The sequence below is a fragment of the Cupriavidus pauculus genome (genome assembly GCF_003854935.1).
In the GTDB taxonomy this organism is placed as follows: domain Bacteria; phylum Pseudomonadota; class Gammaproteobacteria; order Burkholderiales; family Burkholderiaceae; genus Cupriavidus; species Cupriavidus pauculus_C.
In genome coordinates, this window is the sequence record NZ_CP033969.1 from 1,619,387 (window position 1) to 1,640,594 (window position 21,208).

At 64.0% G+C, this 21,208-nt stretch carries 22 protein-coding genes; 19 read left to right on the top strand and 3 right to left on the bottom strand.

The window, feature by feature from the left end:
• Positions 1-8 precede the first annotated feature (8 nt).
• Positions 9-1,556 carry a cryptochrome/photolyase family protein gene (locus EHF44_RS09135; protein WP_124683456.1) on the bottom strand — a complete coding sequence of 516 codons (1,548 nt, stop codon included), beginning with the start codon at positions 1,554-1,556 and terminating at the stop codon, positions 9-11.
• A 56-nt stretch (positions 1,557-1,612) separates the two neighbouring features.
• On the opposite strand from EHF44_RS09135, the gene EHF44_RS09140 reads away from it, so the two are divergent.
• The 14 genes from EHF44_RS09140 (at position 1,613) to EHF44_RS09205 (ending at position 12,809) form a co-directional block, all read left to right on the top strand.
• On the top strand, positions 1,613-2,329 hold the full coding sequence (locus EHF44_RS09140) for a pseudouridine synthase (RefSeq protein WP_124683457.1): 717 nt from the start codon (positions 1,613-1,615) through the stop codon (positions 2,327-2,329).
• A gap of 84 nt (positions 2,330-2,413) precedes the next feature.
• On the top strand, positions 2,414-2,986 hold the full coding sequence (locus EHF44_RS09145) for a YqgE/AlgH family protein (protein ID WP_092601787.1): 573 nt from the start codon (positions 2,414-2,416) through the stop codon (positions 2,984-2,986).
• Positions 2,979-3,416, top strand: a complete 438-nt coding sequence (gene ruvX, locus EHF44_RS09150; protein WP_124683458.1) for a Holliday junction resolvase RuvX — start codon at positions 2,979-2,981, stop codon at positions 3,414-3,416. The genes EHF44_RS09145 and ruvX overlap by 8 nt, the downstream gene beginning before the upstream one ends.
• Complete coding sequence (gene pyrR, locus EHF44_RS09155) at positions 3,413-3,937, top strand: bifunctional pyr operon transcriptional regulator/uracil phosphoribosyltransferase PyrR (RefSeq protein WP_124683459.1); 525 nt, start codon at positions 3,413-3,415, stop codon at positions 3,935-3,937. Before ruvX ends, pyrR begins: the two co-directional genes overlap by 4 nt.
• A gap of 105 nt (positions 3,938-4,042) precedes the next feature.
• The gene (locus EHF44_RS09160; protein WP_124683460.1) at positions 4,043-5,014 is read left to right on the top strand and encodes an aspartate carbamoyltransferase catalytic subunit; all 972 of its coding nucleotides are present in this window, start codon (positions 4,043-4,045) and stop codon (positions 5,012-5,014) included.
• A gap of 41 nt (positions 5,015-5,055) precedes the next feature.
• Positions 5,056-6,330, top strand: coding sequence for a dihydroorotase (locus tag EHF44_RS09165; protein WP_124683461.1), 1,275 nt, complete (start codon positions 5,056-5,058; stop codon positions 6,328-6,330).
• A gap of 33 nt (positions 6,331-6,363) precedes the next feature.
• A complete protein-coding gene (locus tag EHF44_RS09170; protein ID WP_124685045.1) occupies positions 6,364-7,179 on the top strand; it encodes a lysophospholipid acyltransferase family protein in 816 nt (271 codons plus the stop codon).
• Positions 7,180-7,350: 171 nt separating this feature from the next.
• Positions 7,351-8,049 (top strand): WbqC family protein, encoded by a 699-nt coding sequence (locus EHF44_RS09175; protein ID WP_124683462.1) that lies wholly within the window; start codon positions 7,351-7,353, stop codon positions 8,047-8,049.
• Positions 8,046-9,032, top strand: coding sequence for a glycosyltransferase family 2 protein (locus EHF44_RS09180; protein ID WP_124683463.1), 987 nt, complete (start codon positions 8,046-8,048; stop codon positions 9,030-9,032). Before EHF44_RS09175 ends, EHF44_RS09180 begins: the two co-directional genes overlap by 4 nt.
• Positions 9,029-9,694 (top strand): acetyltransferase, encoded by a 666-nt coding sequence (locus EHF44_RS09185; protein ID WP_124683464.1) that lies wholly within the window; start codon positions 9,029-9,031, stop codon positions 9,692-9,694. The genes EHF44_RS09180 and EHF44_RS09185 overlap by 4 nt, the downstream gene beginning before the upstream one ends.
• Positions 9,695-9,756: 62 nt before the next feature.
• Entirely contained in the window at positions 9,757-10,605 is an 849-nt protein-coding gene (locus tag EHF44_RS09190; protein ID WP_253700002.1) for a hypothetical protein, read from the top strand.
• Positions 10,606-10,609: 4 nt separating this feature from the next.
• Positions 10,610-10,984, top strand: a complete 375-nt coding sequence (locus EHF44_RS09195; RefSeq protein ID WP_124683466.1) for an EamA family transporter — start codon at positions 10,610-10,612, stop codon at positions 10,982-10,984.
• 5 nt (positions 10,985-10,989) lie between these two features.
• Positions 10,990-12,162, top strand: coding sequence for a dTDP-4-amino-4,6-dideoxygalactose transaminase (gene rffA / locus EHF44_RS09200; RefSeq protein ID WP_124683467.1), 1,173 nt, complete (start codon positions 10,990-10,992; stop codon positions 12,160-12,162).
• A complete protein-coding gene (locus EHF44_RS09205) occupies positions 12,159-12,809 on the top strand; it encodes a class I SAM-dependent methyltransferase (RefSeq protein WP_124683468.1) in 651 nt (216 codons plus the stop codon). The genes rffA and EHF44_RS09205 overlap by 4 nt, the downstream gene beginning before the upstream one ends.
• 38 nt (positions 12,810-12,847) lie before the next feature.
• Here the strand turns inward: EHF44_RS09205 and EHF44_RS09210 are convergent, their stop codons facing one another.
• Both EHF44_RS09210 and EHF44_RS09215 read right to left on the bottom strand, forming a co-directional pair.
• The gene (locus tag EHF44_RS09210) at positions 12,848-14,506 is read right to left on the bottom strand and encodes a hypothetical protein (protein ID WP_124683469.1); all 1,659 of its coding nucleotides are present in this window, start codon (positions 14,504-14,506) and stop codon (positions 12,848-12,850) included.
• Positions 14,507-14,623: 117 nt separating this feature from the next.
• Positions 14,624-15,475 (bottom strand): symmetrical bis(5'-nucleosyl)-tetraphosphatase, encoded by an 852-nt coding sequence (locus tag EHF44_RS09215; protein WP_437340325.1) that lies wholly within the window; start codon positions 15,473-15,475, stop codon positions 14,624-14,626.
• Between the two features lie 260 nt (positions 15,476-15,735).
• Here EHF44_RS09215 and rfbB point away from each other — a divergent pair, with 260 nt between their 5' ends.
• Genes rfbB through EHF44_RS09240 form a run of 5 tightly spaced genes read left to right on the top strand, consistent with a single transcriptional unit; the run spans position 15,736 to position 20,844 of the window.
• Positions 15,736-16,800, top strand: coding sequence for a dTDP-glucose 4,6-dehydratase (gene rfbB / locus EHF44_RS09220; protein WP_124683470.1), 1,065 nt, complete (start codon positions 15,736-15,738; stop codon positions 16,798-16,800).
• Positions 16,790-17,722, top strand: a complete 933-nt coding sequence (rfbD, locus tag EHF44_RS09225; RefSeq protein ID WP_124683471.1) for a dTDP-4-dehydrorhamnose reductase — start codon at positions 16,790-16,792, stop codon at positions 17,720-17,722. Before rfbB ends, rfbD begins: the two co-directional genes overlap by 11 nt.
• A complete protein-coding gene (gene rfbA, locus EHF44_RS09230) occupies positions 17,715-18,605 on the top strand; it encodes a glucose-1-phosphate thymidylyltransferase RfbA (protein WP_124683472.1) in 891 nt (296 codons plus the stop codon). The genes rfbD and rfbA overlap by 8 nt, the downstream gene beginning before the upstream one ends.
• Before the next feature lie 2 nt (positions 18,606-18,607).
• Positions 18,608-19,150 carry a dTDP-4-dehydrorhamnose 3,5-epimerase gene (rfbC, locus tag EHF44_RS09235; protein WP_124685047.1) on the top strand — a complete coding sequence of 181 codons (543 nt, stop codon included), beginning with the start codon at positions 18,608-18,610 and terminating at the stop codon, positions 19,148-19,150.
• A gap of 14 nt (positions 19,151-19,164) precedes the next feature.
• Positions 19,165-20,844: a hypothetical protein gene (locus tag EHF44_RS09240; RefSeq protein WP_124683473.1), complete on the top strand. Its 1,680-nt coding sequence runs from the start codon at positions 19,165-19,167 to the stop codon at positions 20,842-20,844.
• The last annotated feature ends 364 nt before the right edge of the window (positions 20,845-21,208 follow it).

Sequence of the window (21,208 nt, forward strand, 5' to 3'; positions counted from 1 at the left end):
CTGGCGTCTTACTCCTCCACCGCCTTCGCGCCTTTCACCGCGCCGTAGCGCTCCAGCGCTTCCATGCGCGCCACCTTGTGCTGCACGATCGGGTGCGGATAGTTCTCGCCCAGCTTCACGCCGGCTGCGGCCAGCACGTCGGCCGGCGCGGTCCATGGGGCGTGGAGGTAGCGGTCCGGCAGCCGTTCCAGCACGGGCAGGTACTTGCGGATGAAGCGGCCCTGCGGGTCGAACTTTTCCGACTGGGTGACCGGATTGAAGATGCGGAAGTAGGGCTGCGCGTCGCAACCGGTGGACGCCGCCCACTGCCAGCCGCCATTGTTGGCCGAGAAGTCGAAATCGTTGAGCTGGTCGGCGAAGTACTGCTCGCCGCGCCGCCAGTCCACGCCCAGGTCCTTGATCAGGAAGCTGGCCGTGACCATGCGCAGCCGGTTGTGCATGTAGCCGCTCTGGTTGATCTGCAGCATCGCGGCATCGACCAGCGGGTAGCCGGTCTGGCCCCGGCACCAGGCGTCGAAGTAGCCGTCGCCGGTGTGGCCGTCGACCCAGCGCAGCCCGTCGTATTCCGGGTGGTATGACTTGCCGTCCGCCAGGTGCGGATGGTGGTGCAGGATCATGAAATAGAAATCGCGCCAGATCAGCTCGGACAGCCAGACGGCTGCGCCATTGGCGCCTGCGCCGCCGGTCTCCATGGCCTGGTGGGCGGTGCGGGCGAGCGTGCGGATCGAGATGGTGCCGAAGCGCAGGTGGACCGACAGGTAACTCGGGCCGCGCAGCGCGGGGTAGTCGCGGCGGCGGTCGTATTCGCCGATGCGGGTCAGGAAGTCGTCGAACAGAGCCTGTGCGCCGTCGGTGCCGGTGGGCAGCGCAAGGTCGGGCAGGTTGCTCGGCGCGAAGCCCAGCGACGCGAGCGTCGGCAGCGGCTTGTCGAGCCGCGACGGCACGGGCGCCAGCGCCTTCCGGTACGCGGTGACCGGGTAGGCGCGCAGGTCGAACGGCGTCACTTCGCGCAGCCAGGCGTTCTTGTACGGCGTGAAGACGCTGAACGGCCGGCCCTGGCCGGTCAGGATCTCGTCGGCCTCGAAGATGACCTGGTCCTTGAACGTCAGCAGCGCGCGCGATTCGGCTTCCAGCGCCTGGCGCACGGCCGCGTCGCGGTCGTTGGCGGCCGGTTCGTAGTCGTGGTTGGCAAAGACGGCCTCGGCGTCAAGGGCTGCTGCAAGTCGGGGGATGGCGTCGCGTGCCCGGTCGTCGAGCACGATCAGGCCGCCGCCGGCCGTGGTCAGCGCCTGCCGCAGCGGCGCCAGCGATGCGAGGATGAACTCGACGCGCCGGTCGGCCTTCAGGCCCCGTTCCAGCAGCGGATCGAGGATTTCGCGGTCGAACACGAACACGCACCACACCTGCTCGCAGTGCTTGAGGGCATAATGCAGCGCCGCGTGGTCGTCGGCGCGCAGGTCGCGCCGAAACCAGACCAGGCCGCGCGCGTACCGCCGGTCGATCCGGTAGGGCAGGCGCGCGCCCGCGGGGGCGACGGGGGAAGGTGATCTTGGCATCGCCGTAACCTAACATAGCCCGCATATCCTTCACATCACCGACACGCAGTTCATCCATGGCCACGACACTCGACCGCATCCTGCAATCCCAAGGCTTCGGCACCCGCCGCTATTGTGGCGACCTGGTGGAGGCCGGGCTGGTCGAGGTCAACGGCGAACTGTGCGAAGACCCGGGTGCACGCTTCGAGGTGGACGGCCTGCGCCTGACCGTGGACGGCGAGGAATGGCTGGCGTGCACCAAGGCGTACCTGATGCTGCACAAGCCCACCGGCTACGAGTGCTCGCAGAAGCCGCGCCACCATCCCAGTGTGTATAACCTGCTGCCGGTGCCGCTGCGCCAGCGCGAGGTGCAGGCCGTGGGCCGGCTCGATCACGACACGACCGGCCTGTTGCTGCTGACCGACGACGGCCAGTTCATCCATGCGCAGACGTCGCCCAAAAAACAGGTGCCCAAGGTGTACGAGGTGACGACCTTCGATCCGGTCACGCCGGAGCAGGTCCAGGCCCTGCGCGACGGCGTGCAGCTTGACGACGAGCCGGCGCCCATCGCCGCCCATGCCTGCGAGGCCACTGGCGAGCGCAGCCTGCGGCTGGCGCTGCTGCAGGGCAAGTACCACCAGGTCAAGCGCATGGTGGCTGCGGCCGGGAACCATGTGACGGCCCTGCATCGCAGCGCCATCGGCGGCCTGCGGCTGGACCCCGCGCTGGCGCCCGGCGAGTGGCGCTGGCTGACGCCCGAGGACATGGTGGCGCTGAAGTCGGCGGGCGACTGAGGCCCGGCCGGCGTGCCCGCCGGGTGACGGCGGCGGCAGAAGTTTTCCGCGGCAGCCGGGGTGTGATTTGGTAGAATGCAAGCCATGGCGACGCCCGAAGCTTCCATCAATCTCACCAATCAGTTCCTGATTGCCATGCCCGGCATGGCAGATCCGACGTTTTCGGGTTCCGTTGTCTACCTCTGCGAGCATAACGAGCGCGGCGCGCTTGGCCTGGTGATCAACCGGCCGATCGACATCGACATGGCCACGCTCTTCGACAAGATCGATCTCAAGCTCGAAATCCAGCCTGTTGCCCACCAGCCGGTCTACTTCGGCGGCCCGGTGCAGACCGAGCGCGGCTTTGTGCTGCATGATCCGGTCGGCATCTACGTGTCGTCGCTGGCGGTGCCCGGCGGGCTGGAAATGACCACCTCCAAGGACGTGCTGGAGGCTGTGGCCAACGGCAGCGGCCCGCACCGGTTCCTGCTGACGCTCGGCTACGCGGGCTGGGGCGCCGGGCAGCTGGAGGAAGAGCTGAGCCGCAATGGCTGGCTGACCGTCCAGGCCGATCCCGAAATCATCTTCAGTGTGCCGCCCGAGGAACGCTTCGCGGCGGCCGTGCGCCTGCTCGGCATCGACGTGACGATGCTTTCCGGCGAGGCCGGGCATGCCTGAGCTGCCGGGGCGCGAGACGCCCCGCGACGGCACGGTGCTCGCGTTCGACTACGGCGAGAAGAAAATCGGCGTGGCGCTGGGAAATTTCATCACGCGGCAAGCCTCGGCGCTGACCATCCTGCCCAATGTGACGGTCGAAGGCCGTTTCGAGGCCGTGGGCGCGCTGATCCGGGAATGGACGCCGGTGCGGCTGGTGGTCGGCATGCCGGTCAACCCGGAAGCCGGGCCTGACGACGCGGAACAGGCGTCGATGCGGCTGGCGCGCCGCTTTGGCAACCAGCTCAACGGGCGCTTCAACCTGCCCGTGGAATGGGTGGACGAGCGCTACTCGTCGCGTGCGGCCTCGATGGCCGGGGCGCGGCGCGGGGCGCTGGACGCCGAAGCCGCCCGGATCATCCTGCAACAGTATTTCGACGAAATCCCGCTATGACCCAGACTTCGACTCCCGATGCCGAGGCGCTCTACCACGCGCTGCGCGACCAGGCCCAGGCCCTGATGCCGTCTGCGGACCGCGCCCGCTGGTCGGTGGCCGGCATCCACTCCGGCGGCGCCTGGATTGCCGAGCGGCTGGCAGCCGACCTGAAGCTGGGCGAGCACGGCGTGATCAACGTCGCCTTCCACCGTGACGACTACGCCAAGAAGGGCCTGCACAGCCAGGCGCAGCCGACCACGCTGCCGTTTTCGGTGGAAGACCGCAACATCCTGCTGATCGACGACGTGCTGGCCACGGGCCGCACGATCCGCGCCGCCGTGAACGAGCTGTTCGACTACGGCCGCCCCGCGCGCGTGGCGCTGGCCGTGCTGGCCGACCGCGGCGGCCGCCAGTTGCCGTTTGCCGCCGACTACGCCGCGGCGACCCTTGAACTGCCGCAGGACAGGACGCTGGTGCTGTCGCGCCAGGGCGAGGGCGCCGCCACGCGCTTTGCGTTTGCCACCGAGGCCCGTGCCTGAGTGTCAACCCGCGCCGCCGCCTGAACGTCAAGCACCGAAGCCGTACTTAGACCGTATCCGCCCGACCGAACCCGCCAGACCGAATCGCGCCCCGACCCACCTGCCATGACCAAGATGTTCCGCAACCCGCAGCTCACCCGGAACGGCGAGCTCAAGCACCTGTTGTCGATCGAGGGGCTGTCGCGTGACATGATCACGCACATCCTCGACACCGCCAGCCAGTTCGTCTCGCTGTCCGACTCGGACCGCGACGTCAAGAAGGTGCCGCTGCTGCGCGGCAAGAGCGTGTTCAACCTGTTCTTCGAGAACTCGACGCGCACGCGCACCACGTTCGAGATTGCCGCCAAGCGGCTGTCCGCCGACGTGCTGAACCTGAACATCAACGCGTCGTCGACCAGCAAGGGCGAGTCGCTGCTGGACACCATCAACAACCTGTCGGCGATGTCGGCCGACATGTTCGTGGTGCGCCACGCCAGCTCGGGCGCGCCGTACCTGATTGCCCAGCACGTGGCGCCGCATGTGCACGTGATCAACGCCGGCGACGGCCGCCACGCGCACCCGACGCAGGGGCTGCTGGATATGTATACGATCCGGCACTTCAAGAAGGACTTCACGAATCTGACGGTGGCCATCGTCGGCGACATCCTGCACTCGCGCGTGGCCCGCTCGGACATCCACGCGCTGACCACGCTGGGCGTGCCCGAAGTGCGGGCGATTGGCCCGCGCACGCTGCTGCCGTCGGGGCTGGAGCAGATGGGCGTGCGCGTCTTCCACAACATGGAAGAGGGCCTGAAGGGCGTGGACGTGGTGATCATGCTGCGCCTGCAGAACGAGCGGATGAGCGGGGCGCTGCTGCCGTCCGCGCAGGAATACTTCAAGGCGTACGGCCTGACGCCCGAGCGCCTGGCGCTGGCCAGGCCCGACGCCATCGTGATGCACCCGGGACCGATGAACCGCGGCGTGGAGATCGACTCCGCCGTGGCCGACGGTCCGCAGTCGGTGATCCTGAACCAGGTGACGTTCGGCATCGCGGTCCGCATGGCCGTGATGGGCATCGTCGCCGGCAACAACGACTGAGCAGCACCTTGGGTACAACGAACCGCACATCGCAGGAAGACATGAAGATCCGCATCCAGGGTGGCCGCCTGATCGATCCGGCCGCAAACGTCGACGCCGAGCAGGACCTGTACATCGCCGCCGGCAAGATCGTGGGCGTGGGCCAGGCGCCGGCCGATTTCAACGCCAACAAGACCATCGACGCGCGTGGCCTGATCGTGTGCCCGGGCCTGGTGGACCTGTCCGCGCGCCTGCGCGAGCCGGGCTACGAGTACAAGGCGACGCTGGAATCCGAGGTGGCCGCGGCCACGGCGGGCGGCGTCACGAGCCTGGTCTGCCCGCCCGATACCGACCCCGTGCTCGACGAGCCGGGCCTGGTGGAAATGCTCAAGTTCCGCGCCCGCAAGCTGAACCAGACGCACGTCTATCCGCTGGGCGCGCTGACCGTCGGCCTGAAGGGCGCGGCGCTGACCGAGATGGGGCAACTGACCGAGGCCGGATGCGTGGGCTTCAGCCAGGCCGAGATGCCGATCCAGGACACCAAGGTGCTGCAACGCGCGATGCAGTACGCGCAGACGTTCGGCTTCACGCTGTGGCTGCGGCCCGAGGACCCGTTCCTGGGCGGCGGCGTGGCCGCCAGCGGCGCGGTGGCGTCGCGGCTGGGCCTGTCGGGCGTGTCCGTGATCGCCGAGACGGTGCGGCTGCACACCATCTTCGAACTGATGCGGGCCACCGGCGCGCGCGTGCACCTGTGCCGGCTGTCGTCGGCGGCCGGGCTGGAGTTGGTGCGCCAGGCCCGCAAGGAAGGGCTGCCGGTGACCTGCGACGTGAACATCCACCACGTGTCGCTGACCGACATGGACATCGGCTTCTTCAATAGCCAGATGCGCTTCACGCCGCCGCTGCGCGGCGCGCGCGACCGGGACGCCATCGTCGCCGCCTTGGCCGACGGCACCATCGATGCGTTGTGTTCCGACCACACCCCGGTCGATGACGACGAGAAGCTGCTGCCCTTCGCCGAAGCCACGCCGGGCGCCACCGGCCTGGAACTGCTGCTGCCGCTGACGCTGCGCTGGGCCGCCGAGCACAAGGTGCCGCTGGTGAAGGCGCTGGCCCGCATTACCAGCGAGCCGGCCCGGGTGATCGGCCTGCACGCGGGGTCGCTGACCACGGGCAGCGCCGCCGACGTCTGTGTGTTCGATCCGAAGCACGTGTGGAAGGTGGAACGCGCCGCGCTGAAAAGCCAGGGCAAGAATTCGCCGTGGCTGGGCTACGAAATGGAAGGGCGCGTGCGCACCACGCTGGTCGACGGCCAGGTGGTGTACGAGCAGCGCTGATCGCCGGTTGCCGGCAGGCTCCAGGATTCGATGATGATCTGGCTACGCAAGCTGCGGCTGGGATTCCATTTGCTGCGCGGCATCTTCGTCTGCGCAACGGTCTTCCCGTGGGCGAGCACTCACGTACGGGAGCGGCTGATCCGCGGCTGGTCGCGCAAGCTGCTGGCCATCTGCGGCATCACCGTGGAAGTGCACGGGCTGCCACCGGGCGGCGCCCCGCGCGGGGCAATGCTGGTGGCCAACCATATCTCGTGGCTGGACATCTACGTCATCCATAGCTGGCAGCCGGTAAGGTTCGTCGCCAAGTCGGAAATCCGCAGCTGGCCGGTGATCGGCTGGCTTTGTGACAAAACCGGCACAATTTTCATAGAACGCGCCAGCAAGCGCGACGCCCACCGTGTGCTGCACCACATCACCGACGTGATGCGGCAGGGCGACCTGGTCTGCGTGTTCCCGGAAGGCACGACCACCGACGGCAGCAAGGTGCTGCCCTTCCACGCCAACCTGATGCAGGCGCCGGTGTCCGGCGGACTGCCCGTGCAGCCGGTGGGCCTGAGCTACCTGGACGCCGCAACGGGCCAACCGACGCTGGCCCCCGCGTATATCGACGATATCTCGCTAGGCCAATGCCTCGACGCCATCCTGCGCTCGCCACCCATCACGGTACGGCTGACGCTGGGGCCGCAATTGCTGGCGCAGTCGGCAAGCCGCAGGGAGCTGGCGGAGGCTGCGCGGGAGGTGGTGGTGCATCTGGTGGGGGGGATGCCGGAGGCGGCTGGGAGTGTGGCCGAACGGTTGCACCATGCCGCGAAGGACGACGCGCCCACGGCGGCGGCCGCCCCATCCTGACAGGTCGCAGCGCGGCCAGGGCACGCGCGGCCAGCGATTCCGCTTCGGGTAAACTACCCGGCTTTATCGCAAGCGTTGCAGTTTCCTTGCGCAATCGATTCCCCATAACGGTATGACTGGCAAGACCGACACCGCCTGCGCCGCACGCAAGGCGTCACGAAAGGGAACGACATGAAATCCGTGGCTATCGTCCAGTCCAACTACATTCCGTGGAAGGGCTATTTCGATATGATTGCCAGCGTCGACGAGTTCATTCTCTACGACGACATGCAATACACGCGTCGGGACTGGCGTAACCGAAATCAGATCAAGACGCCCCAGGGTGTGCAGTGGCTGACGGTGCCTGTTCAGGTCAAGGGCCGTTACGACCAGAAGATCCGCGACACTGAAATCGACACGTCGACGGAATGGGCCCGGACACACTGGCGTACGCTGGAACAGAACTATCGGCGTGCGGCTCACTTCGACGAAGTGGCAAAGTGGGTGGCCCCGCTGTATTGCGACGCGGTCTACGGCAATTTGTCCGAGATGAATCGCGTCTTTATCGAGGCCATTTGCGCGTACCTTCGGATCGACACCAGGATCTCGAACTCCTGGGATTACGTGCTCACCGATGGCAAGACCGAGCGACTGGCAGACCTTTGCGCCCAGGCGGGGGGCACGAGATACGTGTCCGGACCTGCCGCGCGAGATTATGTCGACGAAGCCGTTTTTGCCGATCGCGGTATTGAGCTCCACTGGTTCGATTACGGCGGTTATGCGGAATACCTGCAGCTCTGGGGCGAATTCACGCATGGCGTATCCATTCTCGACCTGCTGTTCAACTGTGGCGCCGACGCGCGTCGCTATATGAAATACGTCCAGCCATGAAGCTGTCGATTGTTGCCACGCTTTACCAGTCGGCGCCGTATATCGAGGAATTCTGTACCCGGGCAAGTGCGGGCGCGCGAGAACTGGTCGGCGAGGATTTCGAGATCGTTCTCGTCAACGATGGTTCGCCCGACAACAGCCTGCAAATTGCGGTGGAGCGCGCCGAGCGCGATGCGCATGTCGTCGTCGTGGACTTGTCGCGCAATTTCGGGCACCACAAGGCAATGATGACCGGGCTCGCCCATTCGCGCGGCGACGAGGTTTTCCTTCTCGACGTAGATCTGGAGGAGGAGCCCGAATGGCTGCTGACGTTTGCCGCCCAACGCCAGGCGCAGGCATGTGATGTCGTGTACGGCGTGCAGGAAGCCCGCAAGGGTGGATGGTTTGAACGGTGGAGCGGTCAGTGGTTCTATCGCCTGGTGCGTTTGCTGACCGGCCTGTCGCTGCCCGAGAATGTCGTCACCGCGCGGCTGATGAGCCGGCGTTATGTCGATGCACTGATTTCTCATGAAGAACGGGAAGTCTTCATGGCAGGGCTGTGGCATATCACTGGATTTGCCCAGTGCCCGCAGACCGTCCGCAAGCACAGTACCAGCGAGACGACCTATACGTTGCGCCGCAAGATGTCGCTGCTGGTGAACTCGGTCACGTCGTTCAGCAATGCTCCACTTGTTGGTATCTTCTATTTCGGGCTTGCCATTTCCGCGGTCGCCCTCGTCTATATTGCGTACCTGATCCTGAACTGGATGTTCCTTTCGCATCCCATGAGCGGTTGGACTTCCGTCATGGCCTCGATCTGGCTGCTCGGTGGACTGATTATCTCGTTCATCGGCGTGGTCGGCCTGTACCTGTCGAAGGTCTTTTCCGAGACAAAGCGCCGGCCCTATACGATCGTGAGGAAAATCTATGGCAGACGTGGGGAAATGGCACGCGCGCCTGTCATGTCATCGTCACCGTGCGCAAACAGGGAGATCGGCGAATGAAAACACCCTTGGTTATCTTCGGAGCGGGTGATATCGCGCAGTTGGCCCACTACTACTTTGGCCATGATTCAGAGTACGAGGTGGTGGCGTTCTGTGTCGATGCGGCCTTCCTGAAGGAAGAGACATTCTGCGGCCTGCCTGTAGTGCCCTTCGAGGACGTGGACGCCCGTTTTCCGGCCAACCGTCATGCCATGTTCGTGGCGATGAGCTACGCAAAGGTCAATGGCGTACGCAGGGCAAAATACGAAGCCGTGCGGGAAAAGGGCTATCGCCTCGCCAGCTACGTTAGTTCGCGCGCCACGGTGCTCAATGATGGGCAGATCGGCGAGAACTGCTTCATCCTGGAAAACAACGTGATCCAGCCGTTCGTGACGATTGGCAACAACGTCACGCTCTGGAGCGGCAATCACATCGGCCATCATTCGACGATCGGGGACCATTGCTTCCTGGCGTCGCACGTCGTGGTGTCGGGTGGGGTAACCATCGCGCCCCAGTGCTTTATCGGCGTCAACGCCACGCTACGCGATCACATCACCATTGGCGAACGATGTGTGATCGGCGCGGGCACGCTGATGCTCGCGGACGCCGAAAGCGAAGGCGTCTATGTCGAGCAGGCCACGCCACGCTCTGCCGTGCCCAGTTCGAGGCTGCGGAAAATATGAGAAGGACCGGGCAATGGCGCAAACTGGGTCGGATCTTTTGTCCGGACGGCTCGGTTGAATGGATGCGCACCCATGCGGCGGTGCCTATCGCGCAACCGCTTGGTGGCGATCTGTATCGCATCTACTTCAGTGCGCGGGACGCTGCCAGCCGAAGCCATACCGGTTATGTCGATATCGATATCACGCGACCTGAAATTATTCTCGCGTGCGGCAAGGAGCCGGTGTTATCCCCTGGCGAACTCGGCGCGTTCGACGACAGCGGCGCCATGGCGACCTGGCTGACGCAGGCACCCGATGGCGATCGGCTTTATTACATTGGCTGGAACCTCGGGGTGACGGTGCCATTTCGGAACGCCATCGGCCTGGCGGTGGCGCGTAACCCGAATGCATTCGAGCGCTATGCGCGCGGTCCCATTGTGGATCGGACCGCCAGCGAACCTCACTTCTGCGCAAGCTGCTGCGTGTTGCGCGACGAGACGGGATGGCGCATGTGGTATCTCGCCTGTACGGAATGGCGGCAGACGGCAAAAGGGCCGGAGCATCGCTATCACATCAGGTACGCGACGTCCGATGATGGTATCCACTGGCAACGCGACGGAACCGTGGCGATCGACTATGCCAGCGACGCCGAGGTGGCGATCTCCCGGCCTTCGGTGATCCGGGACCCGGATTGCTGGCGCATGTGGTACTCCCACCGCATCGATCGTTACCGCATCGGTTATGCGGAGTCGGACGACGGCATCCATTGGGTCCGGAAAGACGAAGAGAGCGGTATCGAGGTATCGGAGAGCGGGTGGGATGCCGACATGATCGAGTATCCTTTCGTGTTCGACCATGCCGGGCGGCGTTATATGCTCTACAACGGCAACGGTTACGGTGCGACCGGTTTTGGTCTTGCCGTGCTGGATTGAGAAAATGACACGCGCTCTCGATTATCTCTACATTCTCGCCACGATTTTGCTGACGACGTACGGTCAGCTCATCCTGAAATGGCGCATCGGCAAGTTCGGCGCCATGCCGCAGGCCCCTTTGGAGAAGCTGCGCTTCCTGGTGCTGCTGCTGCTGGATCCGCTTATTTTCTCGGGATTCTTTGCTGCCTTTCTGGCGTCGCTGGCCTGGATGGCCGCCATGACGAAGTTCGACCTCAGTCAGGCCTACCCTTTCATGAGCCTGAATTTCGCCATTGTGCTGTGCCTGAGCATCTGGTTCCTGGGCGAGCCGTTCTCCGGACCTAAATTGGCCGGTGTGGCACTGATCATGCTGGGCACCGTAGTCGCGGCACGCGGGTAAATTCAATGAACGATCAAAACATTCCATTCAACGCACCTCATCTCACCGGGGATGAGTTTTCGTACGTGGCCGAACTTGCCCGCACGCGCAAGCTGGCCGGCGATGGGCAATTCACGAAGTGGTGCAGCGACTGGATAGAGCGGCGCACAGGTTGCGCGCGTGCCCTGCTGACGCATTCCTGTACGGCGGCGCTGGAGATGGCGGCGCTGCTGCTCGATATCGAGCCGGGCGATGAAATCATCATGCCGTCCTACACCTTTGTCTCGACTGCCAACGCATTCGTATTGCGTGGCGGTGTGCCGGTGTTCGTGGATATTCGAGAGGACACGCTGAATCTCGATGAGCGCCTGCTTGAGGAAGCGATTACGCCGCGGACGCGCGCAATTGTTCCGGTGCACTACGCGGGCGTGGCGTGCGAGATGGACGCGATCAACGAGATCGCGCGCCGTCACGGCCTGAAAGTCGTGGAGGATGCCGCGCAGGGCGTGATGGCAAGCTATCGCGGCCGTCCGCTGGGAACGCTCGGCGATATGGGCGCGTTCAGTTTCCACGAAACCAAGAACGTGATATCCGGAGAGGGCGGCGCGTTGCTCGTCAATGATCCGGCTCTGGTTGCGCGTGCCGAGATCATTCGGGAGAAGGGTACGGACCGCAGCCGCTTCTTTCGCGGCGAAATCGACAAGTACACGTGGCAGGAAGTGGGCTCTTCATTTCTTCCCAGTGAATTGATTGCAGCATTCCTGCGGGCGCAGTTGGAACATGCCGATGCGGTGACCGCCGATCGTATGGCGAGCTGGGACCGTTATCACGCGGCATTCTCCGAGCTGGAGAGCCGCGAATGGCTGCGCAGACCGATCGTACCGACGCACTGTGAGCACAATGCCCATATGTATTACGTGCTGCTGGCTGACGGCATCGATCGACAAGCCGTGCTTGAGAAACTCAAGGCATCGGGTATCTCGTCTGTCTTTCATTATGTGCCGCTGCATACGTCGCCGGGCGGCCAGCGGTACGGCCGGCCGCATGGCACGCTGGCCGTCACCAATCGTCAATCCGAGCGACTGATCCGTCTGCCGCTATGGGTGGGCATGGATGCGGACATGCCGGGCAAGATCGCGCACGCCATGGCGCAGACGATCGCACAAACGATGGGTAACGATACGAAGGGCCGGGAATGAACCAGGAACGCACAGACCTGCTGGGCGAGGTGGCCGGATATTACTCCGCACGACTTGCGGAGCACGGCGAGACCGCGCAAGGCGTGGACTGGAATGGAGAGGAAAGCCAGTTTCTTCGCTTTGCGCAACTGAGCAGGGTCATTGGCGACAGAACCGAGCCGTTCAGCGTGAATGACCTGGGATGTGGCTACGGCGCACTCAGGGAATACCTCGGCAAAAGCTACCCGCAGCTCAGCTATACCGGCATCGATGTGGCGGAGGAGATGATTCAGGCTGCATCCCGGCGCCTGGGCGGCGATCCGTCCACGCGGTTCATCGTGGGAAGCGAACCCGATGAGGTAGCCGATTTCGGAATCGCCAGCGGTATCTTCAACGTGCGCATGGCTCGTGGAGACGCGGAGTGGCTGGATTACATCAAAGGCGTGCTGGACATCATGGACAGGACCAGCCGCCTGGGTTTCGCGTTTAATTGCCTGACCTCGTACTCCGATGCCGACAAGATGCGCGACACGCTTTATTACGCGGACCCTTGCGCGCTATTCGACCATTGCAAGCGGCGCTATTCGCGCAACGTCGCGCTGTTGCACGACTACGGACTCTACGAATTCACCATCGTCGTTAGGAAGGGCGGCGCAGGCACGGCGTAGTCGCCCAGGTGGGCGGTATCCGGGGATGCCGCGCCAACTCAGTGTTTGTCCACCGCAGCTTGCGTGCCGCGCGTAGAACCGGGGCGCAGGCAACGCACGTGATGGATGACGAAGCCCGGGCGTTCATGAATCACCTTGTCGTCGAGCGTCGATTGCAGGTGTTCCCGGCAATAGGTGCGCAGGCGCTCAAGCCGCCCGTAGGGCATGCTGATATTCAACCCCGCTTCCGTCGTCAGGCGCGCCAGAAAGCCCCGTCCGGCCTGTTCTTCCTGCATGGCTACGGAGAACGGTGCAAGCGTCGAAACACCCATCGGATAGATCTGTACCGACCGGGCGTCAGGAATGCCGTGAAACGGCGTGAACGCGGCCTCGTAGGGGAATGCCGGCCCCCAGACAAACAGGGTTCCTTTGGGAACGCCTTCCAGTTGCAGCCGGGTCTGCGCCACGCGCGATCTGGCTTCCAGTTGGTGGGGCCAGGCGGCATGCAGGGCGGCCGCGCCTGCCAGAACGAGCGCCAGCGTAGCAATGCCGCGTGACCGTGCAGGGCGTGCTGGCAATGCGCAGATGGCGGCAACAAGCAGGAACGCCGCGAGCGGATAGTAGACGCGAGTCACGCCGGGCCTTCCAATGGCACCGAGCGCAAACACCGCGGCCACCACCAGCACGCCAAGCATGATCACCACGCGCGACGGGCTGACGAACGCGATCAGGCAGGCGCAAGCCAGCAAGGGCCACATTTGGTCCACCAGCAGTTGGCGTAGCGACTCGATACCCAAACCGAAGCCACGCTGCACCCACTTGTGCAGCTTGATGTCGTCGAGCATGCCGTTAAGCTTGGCCGGGTCCATCAAATGCGGGTCGACAAAGAACCAGTCGCTGACAAGATCGATATCGTTGGCCGAGAAACCGTGCCGGGCCAGGACATCCGGCCGCTCCTTCACCTGGACGCCGGCGCGAAAGTCGGTGTAAGGCGCGCGGGCGATGTTGAATGCATGGAAACTCTTCCAGGCTTCGGTGTCGTAGGCAGCCTTGTTCAGATACGCGGCACCACCGATCATCACGGCCAGAAGGACGACGGAAGCCTGCATGGCCCGCTGACGGGCGAGCGCTTTCCATGGCAGGAATGGCAGGCCGACGGCCAGCACGAGCCAGAACTCCTGGTCCCGTATCAGGTAGGCGAAAAAGCCGAGCAGGCTGGCCACGGCCAGGCTCGACATCTCGCCAGTCTCGGCGAACGTTCGCCAGCCCAGCACAGCCGCCACCGCCAGCAAGCCCGCGTTCAGCGTGAACTGGGGAAACAGCACCGGCCAGAGGAATATCAGCGCGACGGCAAGGACCGCATGGAGGCGCGCCACCCCCAGGCGCATCATGAAATACAGAATGGCGGCGCCCGCCAGCACGATGACAAGCGTCGACGCGACAGTGTAGCCAACCACGCCGCCGAACTGCGGCATGGCCCGCACGATACGGCCCCAGATGACGTTGGAGAAAATCAGGTTGGGCGAGCTTTCGGCAACAAATCCGTAGCCATGGGCAATCATCGACATGCCAACGTCATCGTTGGTTTCCCACATGGGCATGAACCATGCCGAAAGCAGGAAAACCAGCGCAACTGCAGTGCCAACTGCCAGCAGGAGATGCTGGTGCCCGCGGGTCCGCGGCACGCCAACACTGTTCTCGTAGTGATTCTTGTACATCGAAGGAATATTCCGTGGCCTTCTGATTGATCGGGGGCTCAGCCGGCGGCCATTCTACGTTGCGCGGCACGGGGATGGTTGTCACTGTCCTTGCGACGGACAACCCATCGCCTGCGATTACGCCAGCGGATCGCGATAAGCCGGGCAATCGACCTGAATCACATCGCGGCGGGCGGGGTCCGGCGAGAGCCGGGCTGCCGTCAGTTGGCCGCCCCAGACGCAGCCGGTGTCCAGTGCCATCAAGTCGGGACGCATCACGAGCCCCAGCGTCGACCAGTGGCCCACCACCATGGTCACATCGGTAGTACGACGTCCCGGAACGTCGAACCAGGGCATGAAGCCATCGGGCGCGCTGCCCAGGCCTTCCTTGGTCTTCAGATCCATCACCCCATCCGCATTGCAGTAGCGCAGCCGCGTCAACGCGTTAACGATCACGCGATGGCGTTCAATGCCCCGCAGGCCATCATGCCAGCGGTCGGCCGCGTTGCCGAACACATCGGCAAGAAAGCCCTGCCAGTTGGCGCCACGGAGCTGGTCTTCCACTTCGGCGGCGAGGTCCATTACCTGTGCCGCGCTCCATTGCGGCAACACACCGGCGTGGACAACGAGAAAATCGTCGATGCGCACAGCCAGCGGACGGCACCGCAGCCAGTCGAGCAGCGCGTCGCGATCGGGCGCCGCGAGGATTGCGTCCAGCGTGTCCGACTTGCCGGCCTTGCGGACGCCTGCGCCCACCGCAAGCAAGTGAATATCGTGATTGCCCAGCACCGACCGCGCCCGGGCACCCATGTCGCGAATAGTGCGCACAGTTGCCAGGGAATCGGGCCCGCGATTGACGAGATCACCGACGAAGCACAATCCGGCGTCGGCCGGCACCCGATCTAGAAGCGCCTGAAGGGAAGGGTGGCATCCCTGCAGGTCGCCGATGGCGTACAGGCCGGTTTCCGGGGAGTTTGCAGTCATTGGCATGGCGTCGCCCGGGCAGGGCGGGGGCTGGTGGGGTCATGCGAGGCCGGACGCGGCGCGCCCGGATCGGGTCCGGACTTCGGATAGAATATGCGGCACCTCAAAGCGGACGCGCCAATTTTGCCATTCAACCGGTGTAAACCGGAAGCCATATCGAGGTAGCGCCGCCTCTACCGTCCTTCTCCCGTCAGCAGAAATGCCGCTGTGTGGCGCTCGCGTGCCGGACCGGTAGGATTTCGAGACCCAGTACGGAGCCACAGCAATTGCCCAATATTCTCGTCACCGGGGGAGCCGGTTTCATCGGAGCCAACTTCGTGCTCGACTGGCTGGCGGATCCGCAAGCCGACGGCGTGGTGAATGTTGACAAGCTGACGTACGCGGCCAATCTCCAGACGCTGGCACCTCTCGATGGCGATTCCCGGCATGTGTTCGCGCGCGTGGATATCTGCGATCGCGCCGCGCTCGATAGCCTGCTGGCGACGCACCGGCCCCGCGCGGTGGTCCATTTTGCTGCGGAGAGCCATGTCGACAGGTCGATCCACGGGCCAGCCGACTTTATCGAGACCAATATCGTAGGCACCTTCACGCTGCTGGAGGCGGTTCGCGCCTATTGGGGGACGCTGGATGCAAATGCGCGACAGGCGTTCCGGATGCTGCATGTGTCCACCGACGAAGTCTTCGGATCGTTGGGGCCTGACGATGCCCCGTTCTCCGAGACCACCGCATACGCGCCGAATAGCCCGTATTCCGCCTCCAAGGCCGCATCCGATCATCTGGTCCGGGCGTATTTCCACACCTATGGCCTGCCGGTCCTGACGACCAATTGCTCGAATAACTACGGTCCTTACCAGTTTCCCGAGAAGCTTATCCCGTTGATTATCGCCAACGCGCTGGCCGGTAAATCGCTGCCGGTCTACGGCGATGGTCTCAATGTGCGGGACTGGCTGCACGTCTCGGACCATTGTCGCGCGGTGCGCGAGGTGCTTGCGCGCGGCGTTCCTGGCGAGACTTACAACATTGGCGGCCTGAATGAACGGACCAATCTCGATGTCGTTCACACCATCTGCGACCTGCTTGACGAGATGCGCCCGGACGCAGCTGGACCGCGACGGCGCCTGATGACTTTCGTGCCGGACCGGCCCGGACACGATCGACGCTATGCGATCGATGCCGGCAAGCTGACCCGCGAGCTGCGGTGGGCCCCGCTGGAGACCTTCGAGAGCGGGCTGCGCAAGACCGTCCGCTGGTATCTGGACAATCAGGCTTGGGTGGCTTCGGTGGCGTCGGGCGAGTATCGCCAATGGATTGCGCGGCACTATGCAGCGTAGCGAGCGGCCAACCCTTCTTGTACTGGGCGCCAACGGACAGCTTGGCTTTGAACTGCGCCGTAGCCTGGCCTGCCTGGGCGAGGTGGTGGCACTCGACCGTTCCGGTTGCGATATCGCCGAACCCGACCGGTGCCGCGCAGTGCTTGCGCAGCACCGGCCGAGCGTCGTCGTCAATGCGGCTGCCTACACGGATGTCGAGCAGGCGGAACGAGATCAGGACGCGGCTTTCCTGATCAACGCTGCGGCGCCGGGCTGGCTGTCGGAAGCCGCGCGCGATGCCGGCGCGCTGTTTGTCCATTATTCGACCGATTTCGTGTTCGATGGCCGCAGCGGACGTCCCTACACGGAAGCGGACGTCCCGGCGCCCCTGTCAGCCTACGGCGCGACAAAGCTCGAAGGGGAGCGGGCGGTGATGGCTGCCGGCGGGCCGGCGCTCGTGCTGCGCACGGCGTGGCTTGCTGGTCTGCACGGGACAAACTTCCTGAAGACGATTCTCGCGCGCGCGCTTGCCGGCGATCGGCTGCGCGTCGTGTCGGATCAGATCGGCACGCCGACATCGGCCGCGCTGGTCGCCGATGTCACTGCGCAGATCGTGGCGCGGCACTGGCTGGGGGGCGCCGCACGTGCCGCGTTTCCGACCGGTCTGTACCATGTCGCGGCGGGCGGCGAGGTCTCCCGGCACGGCTACGCATGCGAGATCCTGCGGTACGCCCTGGCCTGTGGCGCGAATCTACAATCAGGACCCACAGACGTGGAGCCCTGTACGGCGGGGGAGGTTGGCGGCAAGGCGTCACGCCCCGCCCATGCCGTGCTGAATACCGACCGCCTGCGTGAAACCTTTGGATTGCACCTGCCTCCGTGGGAGCAGGGCGTCCACTGGCTGCTGGAACAAATCATCTGGGGAAAAAGCACCCATGCGTAAGGGCATCATTCTTGCCGGTGGATCCGGGACGCGTCTTTATCCGGTTACACGGAGCGTTTCCAAACAGTTGCTGCCGGTATACGACAAGCCGATGATCTACTATCCGCTGACCACGCTGATGCTGGCTGGTATCAGGGATATTCTGATCATCACGACGCCTGAAGAGTCGTCGCGTTTCGTTGAACTGCTCGGTGACGGCTCGCGTTGGGGGCTCAATCTTTCCTATGCAGTGCAGCCTTCGCCGGACGGACTCGCGCAGGCATTCCTGATCGGTCGTGATTTCATCGCCGGCCAGCCGTGCGCGCTCGTGCTTGGCGACAATATTTTCTATGGTCATGATCTGGCTCGCCAGCTGCGCGCCATCTCGGCCAAGGAAGCGGGAGCCACGGTTTTCGCCTATCACGTGCAGGATCCGCATCGCTACGGTGTCGTGGAGTTCGACGACGAGTACCGCGCCATCTCGCTAGAGGAAAAACCCGCTCATCCGCGTTCGCACTACGCCGTGACCGGCTTGTATTTCTACGATGACCAGGTTTGCGACATCGCGGCGGACGTCAAGCCGTCGGCGCGTGGCGAACTTGAAATCACCGATGTCAACAAGCGCTATCTGGAAGCGGGTCAACTGGACGTCACGATTTTTGGCCGCGGACATGCGTGGCTGGATACGGGCACCCACGAATCGCTGCTGACGGCAGCCAGTTTCATTGCGACGCTGCAGAACCGGCAGGGGCTGATGGTGTCGTGCCCGGAGGAGATTGCGTACCGGAGTGGCTGGATTACCGCCGAGCAGGTGGTCGAGTTGGCGGAGCCCCTGCGCAAGGTGGCCTACGGCCAGTATCTGCTGCGCGTCATCAATGAACTTTCCGGCGAGATGCGGCCTTGAAGATCACGGCGACGCGGCTGGCATTGCCCGAGGTGATGTTGATCGAGCCGCAGGTTTATCACGACCCGCGCGGGTTTGTTTTCGAAGCGTTCAATGCGGCGGACTTCGCCAAAGCCACGGGGCTGCAACGCGAATTCGTACAGGATAATCATTCGCGGTCGCGGCGGGGTGTGCTGAGGGGCTTGCACTACCAGTTGCCCTATCCCCAGGGCAAGCTCGTACGCGTGGTGTCCGGCGAGATTTTCGATGTTGCCGTGGATATTCGCAGAGGTTCGCCGACTTTCGGGCAATGGGTGGGCGCGACGCTTTCCGGTGACAACCATCGCCAGATGTGGGTGCCCGAAGGATTCGCGCACGGTTTCGTCGTGACTTCCGATGGCGCCGACGTGTTGTACAAGACGACCGATTACTACCATCCCGAAACGGAGCACTGCATTCGCTGGGATGACCCAACCATCGGCGTGGCATGGCCGGATCCGGGTGTCCCGCTCATCATGGCAACAACGCGCCTGGGCGTCCCCCTCTCTCAAGCGCAGCTTTTCTGACCACTTTGCATATCGTGAAAACAGGCAACCGTTGGGCGTGGCCGGCGTGGGCAATTGTTGCGGTCTTCGGGGTGGTGCTCGCCACGGGCATTTTCGTACCGGTCTACGCGGACGAAGCCGCCGGTGTGCTGATGCGCGGCATGTTCCTCGCCAATGATTGGCGCCTGAACACGCTGATGCCGCAATGCGGTCCGGGCTTCTTGCAGTCCGTGCAATGGCTGCATCTGCCGGGCGCACTTGTATCCGATCTGATCATGCATGCCGGCACCCCGCTGGGGGTCCGGGTGCGTGGTCTCGCGATCGGTTTCGCCTGGCTCCTGGCGACATGGATGGTGTTCCGGGCGCTGATCCGTTCCGATGTCTTGAGGATCTGGCTCTTTGCGGGGTTCGTCGCGGTGCTGGGTGTGGGTGTGCTGCCGCTGACGCTGGTGATGATGCGCGGAGAACAGATGATGCTGTTCCTGCTGTCGGTGCTGCTCGTCCTGCCGCTCGTTCTCAGGCGGGACGGAGCGGCCGGCCATCAGGGCGCCACGGCAGGGCTGGCCGCGGCATTCTGCCTTGTTACCAGCCTGTTCTTCTATACCCACCCCAAGGCTGTTTTCTTCATTCCGCTGGTACTGCTCTCGGCGGTGGCGACGTTTGGACCGCGAAGCCGGTATTGGACGGCGATTGTCGCAGCGGTGGTCCTTGGCGCGGCCTGGCAGACGCTGAAGTTCGCGGCCCAGGTGTCCTCGTGTCCGGGCGCGCCCCAGATGTCGGCGATCCTCGCCGGAAACACGGTATCGCTCGGCGGTGCCTGGGCTGCGCCTGGCGCCTTCGTGCAAACGCTGATTGCAAACGTCCAGGCCGCGCCTGAAGCGATGCTGCGGCACATCGTGTTTGCCGACAACTATCAGTCGGCCTGGCTGGCTTCGGTACCCGGGCTGGAGCAATGGCAGCCGGCGGCGTCGATCAACGCCTGCATCGGCTATGTCGTGCGCGGCACCTACTGGGCCGCGCTACTGTTCCCGCCCGTGCTGATCGTCGTCCAGGCCATTCGGCGGGCGCCGGCGGGTGCAGTGTGGTGGATGGCAGCGTTCTGGCTCGCCCTGGTCGGCCACGCCGCACTGTTCAAGACGTGGAATTTCTATGCCGCATCGCTGCTGCTGCCGATCGCGTTGTGGTGCCTTGTCTTCGCCATCGCTACGCTGCTTGACCGCTGGCGTGCGGCGGATACCGCGCGTACCGGCCATGTTGTCGCCGCCGTACTGTCTCCGGTGCTGGTCTTGTTCCTCGCCAGTGCAGCCGTCCTGGTGCTCCGGGCGTTACCGCCGACCATCGAGTCGTCGCGGTCGGCAGGCTTCGGCTTGCCCAGGCAGGGCCTGTCCATCCCGACGCTCGACTACGCGAAACAGCGACCCGGGATACGCGCATTTGCACGCCAATGCAACATCCAGGGCGACGGCGCGCGCCATCTGGTCGTCGACAACCTCACGTACTTCGCCTTCGACGATCTCCGTGAGCCGTTGCAGTCTGACTATCTCTACGAGCAGGGCTTCGGCGTCGACCTGAAGGGCGATGCGCTGCCCGCGTTGCTGAAACGCCTGGGGGCGCCGGGCATCATCGCCCAGTGCACCATGTTCCCCACGGTCTTCGCCCCGCGTATGCGACGCGAAGGCAATCTCTGCTGCGTCGACCTTTCGAACGGGCAATGACGACCAGCTACGGCGTGGATCGTGAAAAGTTGTTGCTGAATGTGGCTTTGTGACGGCTTATGGGGTGGTCAGTAACACCCCGCTACAAATGTCCGATTTTGGTCGGAAGCGGTGCACCACGTCGGATAGAATGTCGCCCGACATGACATTGGCGTGACGTGGCGAGAACGAAGTCATCGTTTGAAAGTTGCTTATAAGCCACTTACAACGGGCTGCGCCACGCTTTCGGTCCGCTGGTGAACGAGAAATGCTGCTCCGCAGCAACAAGGTGGCAGTAGCCTGGCTGCCGGTGATTCCCGTCATTCGCCCGGCCTTGGTCGAGGCGATACCAACGGAATGGCAACTCTATAACTATGAACAGAAC